The sequence below is a fragment of the Mesorhizobium sp. M0189 genome, assembly GCF_040322135.1.
Lineage (GTDB): Bacteria > Pseudomonadota > Alphaproteobacteria > Rhizobiales > Rhizobiaceae > Mesorhizobium.
The window spans coordinates 115,694-129,073 of sequence record NZ_JAMYSW010000007.1; the positions used below are offsets into that span (position 1 = coordinate 115,694).

Annotated in this window: 12 protein-coding genes; 6 read left to right on the forward strand and 6 right to left on the reverse strand. The window is 62.5% G+C overall.

The window, feature by feature from the left end; all coding sequences use genetic code 11:
- Nucleotides 1-137: 137 nt before the first annotated feature.
- The 3 genes from NKJ09_RS15430 to NKJ09_RS15440 all read left to right on the forward strand — a co-directional run bounded on the left by NKJ09_RS15430 (nucleotide 138) and on the right by NKJ09_RS15440 (nucleotide 2,641).
- Nucleotides 138-812, forward strand: coding sequence for a DUF2161 domain-containing phosphodiesterase (locus NKJ09_RS15430; protein ID WP_352494791.1), 675 nt, complete (start codon nucleotides 138-140; stop codon nucleotides 810-812).
- A gap of 145 nt (nucleotides 813-957) precedes the next feature.
- Nucleotides 958-1,383, forward strand: a complete 426-nt coding sequence (locus NKJ09_RS15435) for a hypothetical protein (RefSeq protein ID WP_023720258.1) — start codon at nucleotides 958-960, stop codon at nucleotides 1,381-1,383.
- 67 nt (nucleotides 1,384-1,450) lie between these two features.
- Nucleotides 1,451-2,641 (forward strand): NADH-quinone oxidoreductase subunit D, encoded by a 1,191-nt coding sequence (locus NKJ09_RS15440; protein WP_023720257.1) that lies wholly within the window; start codon nucleotides 1,451-1,453, stop codon nucleotides 2,639-2,641.
- A gap of 353 nt (nucleotides 2,642-2,994) precedes the next feature.
- Here the strand turns inward: NKJ09_RS15440 and NKJ09_RS15445 are convergent, their stop codons facing one another.
- A complete protein-coding gene (locus tag NKJ09_RS15445) occupies nucleotides 2,995-3,426 on the reverse strand; it encodes a hypothetical protein (RefSeq protein WP_352465792.1) in 432 nt (143 codons plus the stop codon).
- Between the two features lie 272 nt (nucleotides 3,427-3,698).
- Here NKJ09_RS15445 and NKJ09_RS15450 point away from each other — a divergent pair, with 272 nt between their 5' ends.
- Together NKJ09_RS15450 and NKJ09_RS15455 are read left to right on the forward strand one after the other, a co-directional pair.
- Nucleotides 3,699-4,874 carry an HlyD family secretion protein gene (locus NKJ09_RS15450; protein WP_352494744.1) on the forward strand — a complete coding sequence of 392 codons (1,176 nt, stop codon included), beginning with the start codon at nucleotides 3,699-3,701 and terminating at the stop codon, nucleotides 4,872-4,874.
- Nucleotides 4,871-6,484, forward strand: a complete 1,614-nt coding sequence (locus tag NKJ09_RS15455) for a DHA2 family efflux MFS transporter permease subunit (protein WP_352494743.1) — start codon at nucleotides 4,871-4,873, stop codon at nucleotides 6,482-6,484. The genes NKJ09_RS15450 and NKJ09_RS15455 overlap by 4 nt, the downstream gene beginning before the upstream one ends.
- A gap of 319 nt (nucleotides 6,485-6,803) precedes the next feature.
- Here NKJ09_RS15455 and NKJ09_RS15460 read toward each other — a convergent pair whose 3' ends face one another.
- Nucleotides 6,804-7,556 carry a metallophosphoesterase family protein gene (locus tag NKJ09_RS15460; protein ID WP_023720253.1) on the reverse strand — a complete coding sequence of 251 codons (753 nt, stop codon included), beginning with the start codon at nucleotides 7,554-7,556 and terminating at the stop codon, nucleotides 6,804-6,806.
- The gene (locus tag NKJ09_RS15465) at nucleotides 7,549-8,361 is read right to left on the reverse strand and encodes a nucleotidyltransferase family protein (protein WP_023720252.1); all 813 of its coding nucleotides are present in this window, start codon (nucleotides 8,359-8,361) and stop codon (nucleotides 7,549-7,551) included. The genes NKJ09_RS15460 and NKJ09_RS15465 overlap by 8 nt, the downstream gene beginning before the upstream one ends.
- Before the next feature lie 709 nt (nucleotides 8,362-9,070).
- On the opposite strand from NKJ09_RS15465, the gene NKJ09_RS15470 reads away from it, so the two are divergent.
- Entirely contained in the window at nucleotides 9,071-9,934 is an 864-nt protein-coding gene (locus NKJ09_RS15470) for a hypothetical protein (protein WP_352481991.1), read from the forward strand.
- A gap of 59 nt (nucleotides 9,935-9,993) precedes the next feature.
- On the opposite strand, the gene amaB is transcribed toward NKJ09_RS15470, so the two are convergent.
- The 3 genes from amaB to NKJ09_RS15485 all read right to left on the reverse strand — a co-directional run bounded on the left by amaB (nucleotide 9,994) and on the right by NKJ09_RS15485 (nucleotide 13,322).
- The gene (amaB, locus tag NKJ09_RS15475; protein ID WP_023720251.1) at nucleotides 9,994-11,505 is read right to left on the reverse strand and encodes an L-piperidine-6-carboxylate dehydrogenase; all 1,512 of its coding nucleotides are present in this window, start codon (nucleotides 11,503-11,505) and stop codon (nucleotides 9,994-9,996) included.
- A gap of 183 nt (nucleotides 11,506-11,688) precedes the next feature.
- Nucleotides 11,689-12,951 carry an RNA polymerase sigma factor gene (locus tag NKJ09_RS15480; RefSeq protein ID WP_352481990.1) on the reverse strand — a complete coding sequence of 421 codons (1,263 nt, stop codon included), beginning with the start codon at nucleotides 12,949-12,951 and terminating at the stop codon, nucleotides 11,689-11,691.
- A complete protein-coding gene (locus NKJ09_RS15485; protein ID WP_023720249.1) occupies nucleotides 12,948-13,322 on the reverse strand; it encodes a YciI family protein in 375 nt (124 codons plus the stop codon). Before NKJ09_RS15485 ends, NKJ09_RS15480 begins: the two co-directional genes overlap by 4 nt.
- Nucleotides 13,323-13,380 lie beyond the last annotated feature (58 nt).

Here is a 13,380-nt window from a genome sequence, read left to right on the forward strand (position 1 = left end):
TGGCACGGCTCTGCGCCACCGGCGAGCCGCAGCAATCGCTTGGGTTTGGCCGTCGTTTACCTCCTGTTCAATGGCAATGAGCGATCATCGCGCTGAACTGCCAATCGGGCGGGATGATTCGCAGCGAACAAAGGCCCATGCTCGAGACTTCACTCTACAGCCCGGTCAAGACCTTCCTCGAAGGCCTGGGATTCATGGTCAAGGGCGAGATCGGCGGCTGCGATCTGCTGGCGCTGAGTGCCGACTCTCCACCGATCGTCGTCATCTGCGAGCTAAAGCTGAAGTTCAATCTCGAGCTGGTCCTTCAGGGCGTCGACCGTATGGCGGTGAGCGACGAGGTCTGGCTCGCAGCATGCATGTCGGGCCGTGGCAAAGGCCGTGAGAGCGATGTGAGGTATCGCAATCTCTGCCGTCGCCTCGGCTTTGGCCTGCTTGGCGTGCGGACGAACGGCGAGGTTCAGGTGCTGCTCAGCCCGACGGCATTGGCTCCGCGTAGGGATTCCCGGCGCCGCTCGAAACTAATCGACGAACATCGGCGTCGGCAGGGCGATCCTGTCGCCGGCGGCGGCTCGCGTGCGCCGATCATGACCGCCTATCGCCAGCAGGCCCTGGCATGCGCCGCAGCACTCGCGGACGGCCCAAAGCGGCCGCGTGACTTGAAGCCCAACCTGCCGAACGCGCCCAAAATCCTGCTGCACAACGTGTATCGCTGGTTCGCGCGCACCGATCGCGGGATCTACGAACTGACCACTCAGGGCCGTGAAGCATTGCAGCGCTGGCCGCAGCCCCATCGCAGCCACACCGCTGGCTGAGACAGGCAACGCCGGATTTCGCGCTCGCTTCCGCGACAATCACGGCTTCGGCAAGACTGCAACCTCCGTGACGGAACCATATTTCGACACGAGGGTTGTGTCGTCACCGAATTGATCGTCCCTGAGCAAAACGGAAGGAAAGGCCATGCGGCTATCGACGACAATTGCCACACTCTCGGCACTGGCTCTTGCCTCGCCGGTCTATGCGCAATCCGTGGGACCAGAGCTTGCCCCTGTCCCGCCGACGGCCCCGCAAACCCTGCCTGAGCAAGCCACGCCCGAAGGGGCCACTCCCGACCAGGCTACACCTGACCAAGCCTTCTCCGCCCAGAATTTCACCGCAGTGACAATCGTGGCGATGGAGGATCTGCCTCCTGACATCAAGGCACAGGCGGAGGCCGTCGTCACCCAGACCAGCGCCGAGGATTTGCGTATCCTGCAAAGTTCGATCGACGCATCGCCGCAGGCGGCATCGGCACTGGCGGCGAACGGGCTTAATTCCACGCAGGTCGTGGCCGCCAATATCGACGGCGACGGCACGCTGACGCTGATCATCCAGACGACGACGTGAGCGGCTGAAAGCGGACAAGCCGGTTCCGGCATGGAACCGAAGCCCGCCTGGATCGCGGAGGACTGTCATGGCCGAGGCTGCAGTTCGCAACTTCACCATCAATTTCGGGCCACAACATCCCTCCGCTCACGGCGTCCTGCGGCTGGTGCTCGAACTCGACGGCGAGATCGTGGAACGCGCCGATCCCCACATCGGCCTGCTGCATCGCGGCACCGAAAAGCTCATCGAGTACAAGAACTACCTGCAGGCCCTGCCCTATTTCGACCGGCTCGACTACGTCGCGCCGATGAACCAGGAGCACGCATTCTGTCTCGCCGCCGAGAAGCTCCTTGAAATATCGGTTCCGAAGCGTGGGCAACTCATTCGCGTGCTTTTCTGCGAAATAGGCCGGCTTCTGTCGCACCTCCTCAACGTCACCACCCAAGCCATGGACATCGGCGCGCTGACGCCGCCGCTCTGGGGTTTCGCCGAACGCGAGAAGCTGATGGTCTTTTACGAGCGCGCGTCCGGCGCCCGCATGCACGCGAATTATTTCAGGGTCGGCGGCGTGCATCAGGATCTGCCGCCGGAGCTCCTCGACGACATCTGGAATTTCTGCGATCCGTTTCTCAAGGTCTGCGACAATCTCGAAGGGCTGTTGACCGAAAACCGCATTTTCAAGCAGCGCAATGTCGATGTCGGCGTGATCGGCCTTGACGATGCCTGGGCCTGGGCCTTCTCCGGCGTGATGGTGCGCGGATCGGGCGCCTCCTGGGATCTGCGCAAGGCGCAGCCATACGAATGCTATCCGGAGATGGATTTCGATATCCCGGTCGGCAAGCATGGCGACTGCTACGACCGCTATCTCGTACGCATGGAGGAAATGCGCCAGTCGGTCCGGATCATGCGGCAATGTCTGGAAAAGTTGCGCTCACCCGAAGGCCAGGGGCCGGTCGCGATCCCGAACCGCAAGATCACGCCGCCGCCGCGTGCCACGATGAAGCGCTCGATGGAAGCGACGATCCACCACTTCAAACTTTATACAGAAGGCATTCGCGTGCCGCGCGGTGAAGTCTATGCCGCCGTCGAGGCGCCGAAGGGCGAGTTCGGCGTCTACCTCGTATCGGACGGAGGCAACATTCCCTACCGATGCAAGATCCGCGCACCTTCCTTCGCCCACCTGCAGGCGATGGATTTCCTGTCCCGAGGCCATATGATCGCCGATGTTGCCGCGATCATCGGCTCGCTCGACATTGTGTTTGGAGAGATCGACCGCTAGGGCGGATCGAAGGGTGTTTGGAGAGATCGATCGCTAGAGCGGATCGAAGGGTGTTTGGAGAGATCGACCGCTCACCAGGTCGAAGGATCTTCCACGATCGCGGGATTGTTCGTCCTTAGCCAGATCTCACCTGCCTGGACGGCGCTCGAACGCCCGTCGGACGAGGGCTCTCAATTGCGGCGGGCCAACTCAAATTCTCACATCAAAGACGGACGCATGGCCGCGACAAGGCGCAGCCAAGCGTCAAGGAGTTTCACAATCTGCGCGGCCTGACGGGGCACGAGTCCTTCCAAGTTCGGAAGCGCTCCCCGCAGCGCGGAAAGAACGCGTGTTCCGCCGTTCCTCGTATCGCGTCAATGCACGATCAAGCCCTTCATCCAGGCAACAAATCTGTTGCCGCGAACTATCCCGCGCACCCTGGCAGCGGCCCATCGCGCTTGCATCGTGGCGCCAACGTGGCAATGGCAAACGATTTGGTGCAACTGCCGGTCGCTCAGTTCGAAGAAGCGCTTTGCCTCACCATAGGTATCGTCGTTCAAGCCCATGGCACGCAGAACCGGATCCTCGAAAGCGACAGTGAGCGGCGTCCCAGCGCCACGCGATCTGTCGCGCGCTTCCCTGTTCATATATTCGGTGCCTGGAAGCGCCCCAAGGCATCGCGTCGGGTTTTGCTCGAGAAGTTCTGCCCAACGCTCAATCCGCTGGTTTCGGGTCATCGCCGGATACGCCGCGAAGGACTCAACTTCCGCGACGGCATGCAGTTGGTCGAGTGTTTGATGTTTCATGGTCGGCTCCTGTCGACAGGTGAATTCGCCCACGCCTATATGAGCAATTATCGCGCCGTGGAGCGCTGACAAGGCCAGACCGCCGCAACATCAGGCGTACGGATCATCTGCCCGGTGAAGCGGCGCTCGAGTTCAACGCGCCGGCGCCGCTCGGTGGGTTCGACGTCGCCCCGTTAACCGAACCCATTCCGGGCAGGAACTTTTGCGGAAGTTCGCGGTTTGGCTTTGCGTCCGCTCCGGCGGCTGCAATATCAGTCTTGAAAGCCATTCCGTTGGACACGAAGCCGCAAAGCGTCGAACAAGACGTCGAGCCTGTAAATGAAACTCGGGAGCAACCGGCCCGGGTTCGAGAATCTCGTGAGCGATCGGCAGAGCCGCGGCAGGAAAAGCCCGACGGGGATGCCTCGCAACGAAAGGCCGGTCTGCTCGGCTTTCCCAGGCGCCATCCCTATGCGACGGCGGCGGTTGCGCTTGCGCTGTTGCTCGTCGCGGCAGGCGTCGTGATCTGGTGGCTGAACGCTCGCCAGTACGAATCGACCGACGACGCCTTCATCGACGCCCGCACGGTGACGATCGGCGCCCAAATCGCCGGCCGCATTACCGAGCTGGCGGTTAGCGACAATCAGCACGTGCAGGCAGGTGATGTCCTCCTGCGCATCGACGACAGCGACTATCAGGCACATCTGAAGCAGGCCGATGCCGGCGTCGCCGCGGCCGAAGCCGAAATCGTCAATGTCAACGCTCAGATCGAGGCTCAAAACGCAAAGGTGAACGCTGCCCAGAGGCAGGTTGCACAGGCCAAGGCAGCGCTGGATTTCGCCAAGGCTGAGGATCAACGCAATCGCGAACTCCTGGCCAGGGGCACGGCAACGCAGCAGCAGGCGCAGCAAGCGGCATCGACGCTGCGTCAGGATCAGGCCGCGCTGGACAGCGCCGAGGCCAATGTCGCCTCGGCAAAAAGCCAGGTTTCGGTCTTGCAGGCACAGGCCAGGAGCGCCGAGGCGCAGCTCGAACAGGCCAAGGCCAGCCAGGAGCAAGCCCGCACGACGCTGTCGCGCACGACCATCACAGCACCCGCAGCCGGGCGGGCAACGAGCATTTCGGCCGCTGACGGAACCTACGCCCAACCCGGCCAGGTATTGATGATGTTCGTTCCCGACGAGGTCTGGGTGAAGGCCAATTTCAAGGAGACGCAGCTCGACCTGATGCGGCAGGGACAACCGGTCGACTTCGATATCGACGCGTACCCGGACAAGTCCTTCCATGGCCGCGTCGACAGCATCCAGGCCGGCAGCGGCACCGCCTTCAGCCTCCTGCCGGCTGAAAATGCCACCGGCAACTACGTCAAGGTGGTGCAGCGCGTGCCGGTCAAGATCGTCTTCGACAAGCCGCCGGATGTGCTTCTCGGCCCAGGGCTGTCGGTGGTGCCGACGGTCAAGGTGCGATGAACGGCGAAGCAGCCAGAAATCAGGGCGAAAGCCGATCCGCCGCCGGGACGCACAATCCCTGGCTCATCGCCATTGTCGTTTCCATCGCCACGTTCATGCTGGTGCTGGACACCTCGATCGCCAATGTCGCCCTGCGCAACATCGCCGGCAGCCTGGCGGCCGGAATGGACGAAAGCACCTGGGTCATTACCACCTATCTTGTGGCCAACTCGGTGATCATCCCGGTCAGCGGCTGGCTGGCAAGCGTCATCGGCCGCAAGCGCTACTACATGCTCTGCGTGGCGACCTTCACCGTCGCGTCGCTGCTGTGCGGACTGGCGCCCAACCTGGAACTGCTCATCCTGTTCAGGATCCTTCAGGGCCTCGGCGGCGGCGGCATGGCGCCAAGCGAGCAATCGATCCTTGCCGATACCTTTCCGCCGGAAAAGCGCTCGCAAGCCTTCGCGCTTTACGGCATTGCCGTCATCGTCGCACCAACGGTCGGGCCGACGATCGGCGGCTGGCTGACGGACCATTTCTCCTGGCACTGGATCTTCTTCATCAACGTGCCGTTCGGCATCCTGTCGCTGGCACTGGTGCAATGGCTGTTGGTCGAACCGGACGTACTCGAACGCGAACGCAAGGAACGGCTGAAAGGCGGCCTGAAGATCGACGGGGTCGGATTCATCCTGGTGGCTACCGCACTGGGGTGCCTCGAGATCTTCCTCGACCGAGGCCAGCGCTACGATTGGTTCGCCTCGAATTTCATTACGACTTTCGCAGTGATTTCCGCGATCGCGTTCCTGCTGCTTATCCCATGGGAAATCAGTCGCAGCGATCCGGTCGTCGACATGCGCCTATTGTTCACGCGCCAGTTCGGCACGGCCTTCCTGGTTATGATGGCGGTCGGTGCTATCCTGTTCAGCACCACCCAGATCGTGCCGCAGCTGCAGCAGACGACATTTGCCTACACCGCGACGCTGTCGGGCCTTTCGATGATGCCGGGCGGCATCGCCATGCTGATCTTGATGCCGGTGTCCGGATTTGTAGGCAGCATCGTGCAGCCCAAATACCTGATCATGGTGGGCATGTCGGTGGTCGCAGTCGCGCTTTGGCACATGACCTCGCTTACCCCGGACGCCAGCTTCCGCTTCTTTGCCTTTGCCCGTGTCTTCCTGATGGTCGGGCTGCCGTTCCTGTTCATTCCCATCTCGACCGCGGCCTATGTCGGCCTGCCCCCGCAACAGACCAACCAGGCATCGGCGCTGATCAACGTTGCACGCAATATCGGCGGCAGCATCGGCGTCTCGCTGTCCAACACCGTCATTGCGCAAAGCTCCCAGATCCATCAATCGAATCTGGTTGGCCACACCGTGCAATCGTCGCCCGCCTATCAGCAGGTGCTTCGGCAGGCGACCGAGCATTTCGTCGCCCAGGGTTCGCCGCTGGTCGAGGCGAAGCAGCAGGCGATCGGCTGGCTCGGCCAGTTGATCGCCCGCCAGGCCACGCTGCTCGCCTACGTCGATGTCTTCCGCTATTGCGCGGTGGCAACCGCCCTGCTCGTTCCGCTTGCCCTGCTGCTGCGGTCAGGCAAGTCGGGCAGCAGACACGAGAATCCGGAGATGGGCTGACCCGCAGGCGCGACGGTGTGGTTCCAAAAACGAGGAAGCCGGGAACCAGCTGACCCATTGCGTTGTTCTGCGCCAAGAGGAGATGATCACGATGGCCACTATTCCCACACCCGAGCCAACACCGACCCCGGTACCACCGCCTCCCATCCCCGATCCCAAGCCCGTGCGTGAGCCGGACCCCGACAGGCTCCCCGACGAGGACCCCATTCCCAATCCGGATGAAAACGATATTCCGCCGAAGCGGATGTCTTTCAGCCGGCAGTTGCCGTGATCGTTCTGCAGCCTGTCTGGCGATTGCTTGCGCCAGCGGCGCCGCCTGTCAGATTTCGAGCATGGCGTAGGGGCGGCCGGTCGGCTTGGCGACATGCATGGCAACGTTATAGACCGACGCTCCGCCCGGCGTACGGCCCTCATAGACGCCACGATGCGCATGGCCATGCACCACTGCGCTGACCTGGAACCGGTCTATTGTCTCGGCCAGGCGTGACGAACCGAGAAACGGGAAAATCTCCAGCGGCTCGCCTTCGACCGTCTCGACGACAGGCGCGTAGTGCAGAACGACAAGCGTGCGTTTGGCGCGGACCTGCCGCATCGCGTTTTCAAGCCGCATCGCTTCGTTCACGCTTTCCGCCACCATCGACTTGATCGCCGGTTCGCCAAAGGAGCCGAGCATGCGCGATCCAAAACCGCCAACGAAACCCTTGACCCCAACGAACCCGACCTCGTGAATCTCCGTCGCCTCGCCGTCGAGGAGATGAACGCCCGCCTGACGCAAAATGTCGGTGACCTGCTCGACGGCGCCTGACTCATAGTCGTGGTTGCCAAGTACGGCGACGACCGGGATCGTGCAGGCACGCAGTTCCTCGGCAAGGATTTCGGCCTCCCGAGGCTTGCCGAGATTGGTAAGGTCGCCGGTCAGCACGAGAACCTGGGCTTCGCGCGACATCTCGCCGAAAAGATCGCGGTACGACGCCTGGTCCTCCTTGCCGACATGCAGATCGCCGATGGCGGCGACCTTGAGTGTGCCGCCGTTTTCGGCCTTTGCCGAAGCAGATTCGAGCTCGTCAGCCATCGCTATATTCTCCTTCACCGCCGACGTCGGCAAAGCCCCATTGCTTGACGTCGATCTCATAGTCGGTTCGTGAAAGCATGCGCCCGCGGCAGATCCGCATCCGGGAAGGCGGCAATTCGCGCTGCTTGGCCAGCCGGTCGAGCAACTCGTCGAGCAGCCACGCGGGCACACGGTCTCGCTCCGTCGGATAGATCCATCTGAAGTTCAAGAGATGCATCAGCAAGACTTCCCAATGAACTTCCATGTAGGAAAGCAGCCTTTGCCAGTCGATCTGGTCGTGCGCCTTGAGGATGGTGTGCGCGACGTCGGCGCCATCATGCCGGCCGCGGTCCTGGATGAAGCATTTGGACCAGATAAGCTCGGTTGGGCCGATGATCCGCACGTGGCTGCCCAGCAATTCGGCCTGGCGAGCATGCTCCAGCCACTGGTCGTCGACAGGCATTGTGCCGTTCATCGAGGTGAAGATGACGTCGAAAAAATGCGTGCCCCTGAACACCTTGCCGAGCCACCGGTCGTCCTCGACCACGACCGCATAGCCGATCTGCTTGAAATGGGCGAGGATGCGCGGGCAGTCGCCGGCCTTGCAGAAAATGTCGAGATCCTTGGTCGGGCGGATGATCCCGGTATAGGCGCTTACGGCATAGGTGCCGGCGACGAGAAAGGGGATGCCCGTCGCGACAAGCTCGCGGATCGCTTCGATATAAAAGACCTCCGCTTCGGCATTGCGAGGCGTCGGGGCGGCTTTTGGATCGACCGACGGAACGGACGCCGGGATGGCGCTTTCCGGTGGGGGATTGATGATCATAGCAAATGGCTCCTGGCCCGGCAGACCAGCAGCCGCCTGTATCTAATAGCCAAGCATGCCCGATGGTTCCCGCCGCTGCGTGCCACCGCCGCTCTCGCCTGCTGCATCAGGCGAACACGCCGCGGTGGCGGGCCTTCAAAGCGGTCATGGCTCTCGGCCGCGGCGGCAGCCATAAAGAGACATGTGAGCGGTTATTTTTGGCGTCAAGATCGCAGCGCGCTTCGGCCTCAAGCGCGTCGAGGCGTAGTGGGCCCGCTATCATTCTCGGGTCCGGAAAGGATTGGTTTCAACATGGTTCCCGAGCTGTCGGAGGCGCTGCGCACCCGGCGTAACAGCCACTTGAGCGCCCGTAGCCAAACCGACTCTGTTTTCCGGAACGCTGCAGGCGGCGTGGCGAAAAGGCCATTCTCCATTTTGTAGTTCCTCACTGTCTCAGTCCAATCAGCGTTCTTCAACGAGCAAAACTTGTGTTGGTTCCGTGTCGCCATCGGCGGGAGCACGTGCTGGACAGGCGAAGCCATCATTGGTGGGTTCAAGCAGGCTAGCCTTCTGCCGCGAGATCAGGGGCCTCGGCGATCAAGTCGCGGAATTCAGCCACTAGCCGGCAGGATTCAGCTCTTATCCTGATGCGCCGGCGCTGGACACGACCCGCGAAGGCTGAAATTGTGATCGGTATTTCCAGTTGCAAACTTGGTTGGGCTCGGCGGGGATGGCGCTGGTTTCTGAAGACATTGCCCGCCATCCGGCACTGCGTCGCCACGTCCAGGCTCAGTCGCGGACGCTTCTCCAAACCTATGAAGCGAACCCGCGGCTGGCCTCCGTATTCGCCGCGCAACAGCGTTGGCTGATGGCCCATATCGGCCTTGGCTTGTATTTCAATCGAGAGCCGGACGATCATCGCAAGGGACTTACGTCTGCACGGTTCATGGACGACATCTGCCGGCATTCGGTGGCCAGCCGCAACACCGCCGACGCCTTCCTGAAGGAGATGCTGCATTACGGTTTCATTCGGCATCTGCCGATCAAATACGGGCGCATCCGCCCCTTTGAGCCGACCGCGGGCACTCTGGAGACGGTTGCCGGCTGGGTCATGGCGCATCTGAAAACGCTGGACAGCCTGGACAATGGATTTCGACTGGCTGCATTCGTCGCACAACCGGACCTGCTCGCCAAACTGCAGCCGCTGGTGGCCGACGGCCTGCTTTCGTCGCATGCCGTGCGGGAGCCGAGACAGACCTTTTCCTTGTTCACCTGGCTCGACAATGGCGGCATCGTCATGGATTGGCTGATGTCTGGCGTCGATCCCGATCATGCCGACCTGGACCGAATTCCGACCGGTGTCGTCTCAATCGGAGATTTCGCGAACTGGCTCAAGCTTTCCCGGACCCACCTGTCACGCAAATTGCGCGATGCCGAGGAACTCGGCAGCATTGGCTGGTTGGGCCAGCGGGGTCACTCGGTCATGTGGGTTTCGAGCGAGTTCTATCAGGAATACATGACTGCCCAGGCGGTCAAGCTCGCCATCATCGATGCAGCCTTCGACAATTGTGTTGTAACTTCCGAAGCCAGCTGAACGGCGAGCCAAACGCCGTCGTGGCGGCTTTGGCGCCGCCACCACGACGGTCTGGCATTTCAATCGATGTCGAACGACACGCCCTGCGCAAGCGGCAGCGCCTTGGAGTAGTTCACCGTATTGGTAGCGCGGCGCATATAGGCCTTCCAGGCATCCGAGCCCGACTCGCGGCCGCCGCCGGTTTCCTTCTCGCCACCGAAGGCGCCGCCGATCTCGGCCCCCGAAGTGCCGATATTGACGTTGGCAATGCCGCAGTCCGAACCGTCGACGCCGAGGAAACGCTCGGATTCCTGCAGGTCGCGGGTGAAGATGGACGAGGAAAGCCCCGCGCCGACCGCATTGTGCTCATAGAGCACGGCGTCGAAATCCGAATATTTCATCACATAGAGGATCGGCGCGAAGGTCTCCTCCGTCACCGGCGAAACTTGGCGCGGCATTTCGACCAGCGCCGGACGCACATAGTAGGCCTCCGCATGGCCGTTCTCGACCCGCATTCCGCCGGTTATCTTACCGCCATGCGAAGCCGCGTCCTCCAACGCCTTCTGCATGTTCTCGTAGGCAGCCTTGTCGATCAGCGGGCCGACGAGAGCGCTTGTCTCCAGCGGATTGCCGACCGAGACGCTTTCATAGGCCTTCTTCAGGCGCGGAACGAGGTGATCATAGACGCTTTCATGCACGAACAGGCGCCTGAGCGTCGTGCAGCGCTGGCCGGCCGTGCCCATGGCGCCGAAGGCGATGGCGCGCAGCGCCATGTCGAGATCGGCCGTCGGGCAGACGATGCCGGCGTTGTTGCCGCCGAGCTCAAGCACGGCACGGGCAAAGCGCTTGGCCAGCCGTGGGCCGACATCCCTGCCCATGCGCGTCGAACCGGTGGCGGAGACCAACGGCACCTTCGGATGGTCGACCAGGATCTCGCCGACGGCGCGATCGCCGATCAGCACGGGCGCCAGCCCTTCCGGCGCATCGCCGAAACGGTTTGCCGCGCGCTTGAAGATCGCTTCGCAGGCGAGCGCCGTCAGCGGTGTCTTCTCGGACGGCTTCCACACCACCGCGTCGCCGCAGACCAGCGCCAGCGCTGCATTCCACGACCAGACCGCCACCGGGAAATTGAAGGCCGAAATGACGCCGACGACGCCGAGCGGATGCCAGGTCTCCATCATGCGGTGGCCGGGGCGCTCGGTGGCGATGGTCAGGCCGTACAATTGCCGGGAGAGACCGACGGCGAAATCGCAGATGTCGATCATCTCCTGCACTTCGCCAAGACCCTCGGATGGAATCTTGCCGACTTCGATCGAGACCAACCGGCCAAGCTCGGCCTTGTGTGTGCGCAATTCCTCGCCGAGCAGCCGCACCAGTTCGCCGCGCTTGGGAGCTGGTACCTGCCGCCACGCCAGGAAAGCTTTATGGGCATTGTCGATGGTCGTTGCCGCGTCGGCCGGCGAGATGGTTTTCAGCGCGGCGATCTGCTCGCCGGTCACCGGGCTACGCACGATGAGATCGCCGCCTGTAAGCGCGCCCTCGGCAACACCCAGTTTCGCCAGAAGCCCGGCCGTTTCCTTCGCAATCGTCATTTTCATCCCTTTCAGATCCCGCCGCTCATATGGCGTCGGTCAAAGCCTTGTGCCACGCCGTCTCTGTGCTGGTCGGCACATCAGGCACTGTCATGGCGTGGCATTACTCGTTTCAGGGAAAAATCGCCACCCCGGCATGGTCTAAGCAAAGGTCAGACCGTTGAACCAGGCGGAGGCGTCGGATCAATGCGCCCTTTGCTTGGCGCCTTCTTTCATCAGCCGGTCGATATGCATGCGGATATGCGCCGCCTCGGCTGCCGTGTTGGCAAGCGCGATGGCGCGGTCGAAAGCGACACGCGCCTCGTCGCCGCGGCCAAGCTGCATCAGCAGGCCGCCCTTGAGGCCGAAGAAGTGGAAATAACCGGAAAGCCTTTGCTCCAGCGGCTCGATCATGGCGAGTGCGGCTTCCGGTCCACGCACCTTGGAGACGGCGACGGCGCGGTTGAGCGTCACCACCGGCGACGGCTGCATCTGCTCGAGCAGCCCGTAGAGCAGGTCGATCTCGTTCCAGTCCGTATCCTCGGGCTTTTCCGCCCGTGCATGCAGCGCGGCGATCGCCGCTTGCACCTGGTAGGGACCGGGCTTGCGATGGCGCAACGCCTTATCGACCAGCGCCAGGCCTTCATCGATCATTTTGCGGCTCCACAGGCTGCGGTCCTGGTCTTCGAGCAGCACGATCTCGCCGTTCTCGTCGAAGCGGGCCGGCGCGCGTGCATGCTGCAGCAGCAACAGCGCCGTCAGCCCCATGATCTCCGGCTCGGTCTGGAATAGCCTGAGCAGCAGCCGGGCCAGCCGGATCGCCTCTTCGCAAAGCGGCGCACGCGCCGACGCCTCGCCGCTGTTGCTGGAATAGCCTTCGTTGAAGATCAGGTAGACCATGGCGGCGACGGCGGCGAGCCGTTCGGAGCGCTCGACCGCTCCCGGCGTCTCGAACGGCACCCCGGCATCGGCGATACGCGCCTTGGCGCGCGTGATACGCTGCTCCATGGCGCTTTCCCCGACGAGGAAGGCGCGGGCGATCTGCTTGACCGTCAGGCCGGAGACGATGCGCAACGCCACCGCGATCTGCTGGGTGGCCGGCAGGTCGGGATGGCAGCAGATGAACAGCAGCCGCAAAATATCGTCGCGGTAATGCGCACCGTCCAGCCGCTCGGCGATGTCGCTCTCGGCATCGTCGAGATCGGAGATCTGGTCCTCCTCCGGCAGCGGCGCCTGCTTGGCGCGCTTGCGCACCGCATCGATGCCGCTGTTGCGGCCGACGAAGATCAGCCAGGCTGCCGGATCGCGCGGCGGGCCATTTTTCGGCCAGTTGTTCAGGGCCCTCAGGCAGGCGTCCTGGAATGCTTCCTCCGCCGCGTCGAGGTCGCGGAAGTAGCGCAGCAATGCTCCCATCGCCTGCGGGCGAGCGGTGCTGATTGCCGTGCTGATCCAGGCAAGTTCGGTCATGCGGAAACCTTGGCGGGATTGAAGAGCGAGACCGGCCGGATCTCGTAGGAGCCGCCGCTCGGGTTGACCTCGGAAAGCTCGCGCGCGAAGTCGACGGCCTCGTCGAGGTCGGCGCATTCGAGCGTGTAGAAGCCGAGGAACTGTTCCTTGGTTTCGGCAAACGGGCCGTCGATGACGATCGATTCGCCCTTGACCTTTCGCAGCGTTGTCGCCGCCGTCGTCGGCAAAAGCCGCGCCACGGGGCCAAGCCGCCCGGCGTTGGCATATTTCTCTTGTACGCCGATAAGTTTTTCCATGACGGCATCGTCCTGCTCCTTGCTCCAGGAGCAGACGACGTCTTCAGAGGCATAGCAGAGGATCGCGTAGAGCATGGGTCGTCCTTTTCTCTGTCAAAGGACGAAACACTAGGACCGATCCCGACATGGCGTC

Excerpts from the sequence above, each read along its gene's own strand:
- NKJ09_RS15430 (WP_352494791.1), top strand. The coding sequence starts at position 138 with ATGCTCGAGACTTCACTCTACAGCCCGGTCAAGACCTTCCTCGAAGGC.
- NKJ09_RS15435 (WP_023720258.1), top strand. The coding sequence starts at position 958 with ATGCGGCTATCGACGACAATTGCCACACTCTCGGCACTGGCTCTTGCC.
- NKJ09_RS15440 (WP_023720257.1), top strand. The coding sequence starts at position 1,451 with ATGGCCGAGGCTGCAGTTCGCAACTTCACCATCAATTTCGGGCCACAA.
- NKJ09_RS15445 (WP_352465792.1), bottom strand. The coding sequence starts at position 3,426 with ATGAAACATCAAACACTCGACCAACTGCATGCCGTCGCGGAAGTTGAG.
- NKJ09_RS15455 (WP_352494743.1), top strand. The coding sequence starts at position 4,871 with ATGAACGGCGAAGCAGCCAGAAATCAGGGCGAAAGCCGATCCGCCGCC.
- NKJ09_RS15460 (WP_023720253.1), bottom strand. The coding sequence starts at position 7,556 with ATGGCTGACGAGCTCGAATCTGCTTCGGCAAAGGCCGAAAACGGCGGC.
- NKJ09_RS15465 (WP_023720252.1), bottom strand. The coding sequence starts at position 8,361 with ATGATCATCAATCCCCCACCGGAAAGCGCCATCCCGGCGTCCGTTCCG.
- NKJ09_RS15470 (WP_352481991.1), top strand. The coding sequence starts at position 9,071 with ATGGCGCTGGTTTCTGAAGACATTGCCCGCCATCCGGCACTGCGTCGC.
- amaB (WP_023720251.1), bottom strand. The coding sequence starts at position 11,505 with ATGACGATTGCGAAGGAAACGGCCGGGCTTCTGGCGAAACTGGGTGTT.
- NKJ09_RS15480 (WP_352481990.1), bottom strand. The coding sequence starts at position 12,951 with ATGACCGAACTTGCCTGGATCAGCACGGCAATCAGCACCGCTCGCCCG.
- NKJ09_RS15485 (WP_023720249.1), bottom strand. The coding sequence starts at position 13,322 with ATGCTCTACGCGATCCTCTGCTATGCCTCTGAAGACGTCGTCTGCTCC.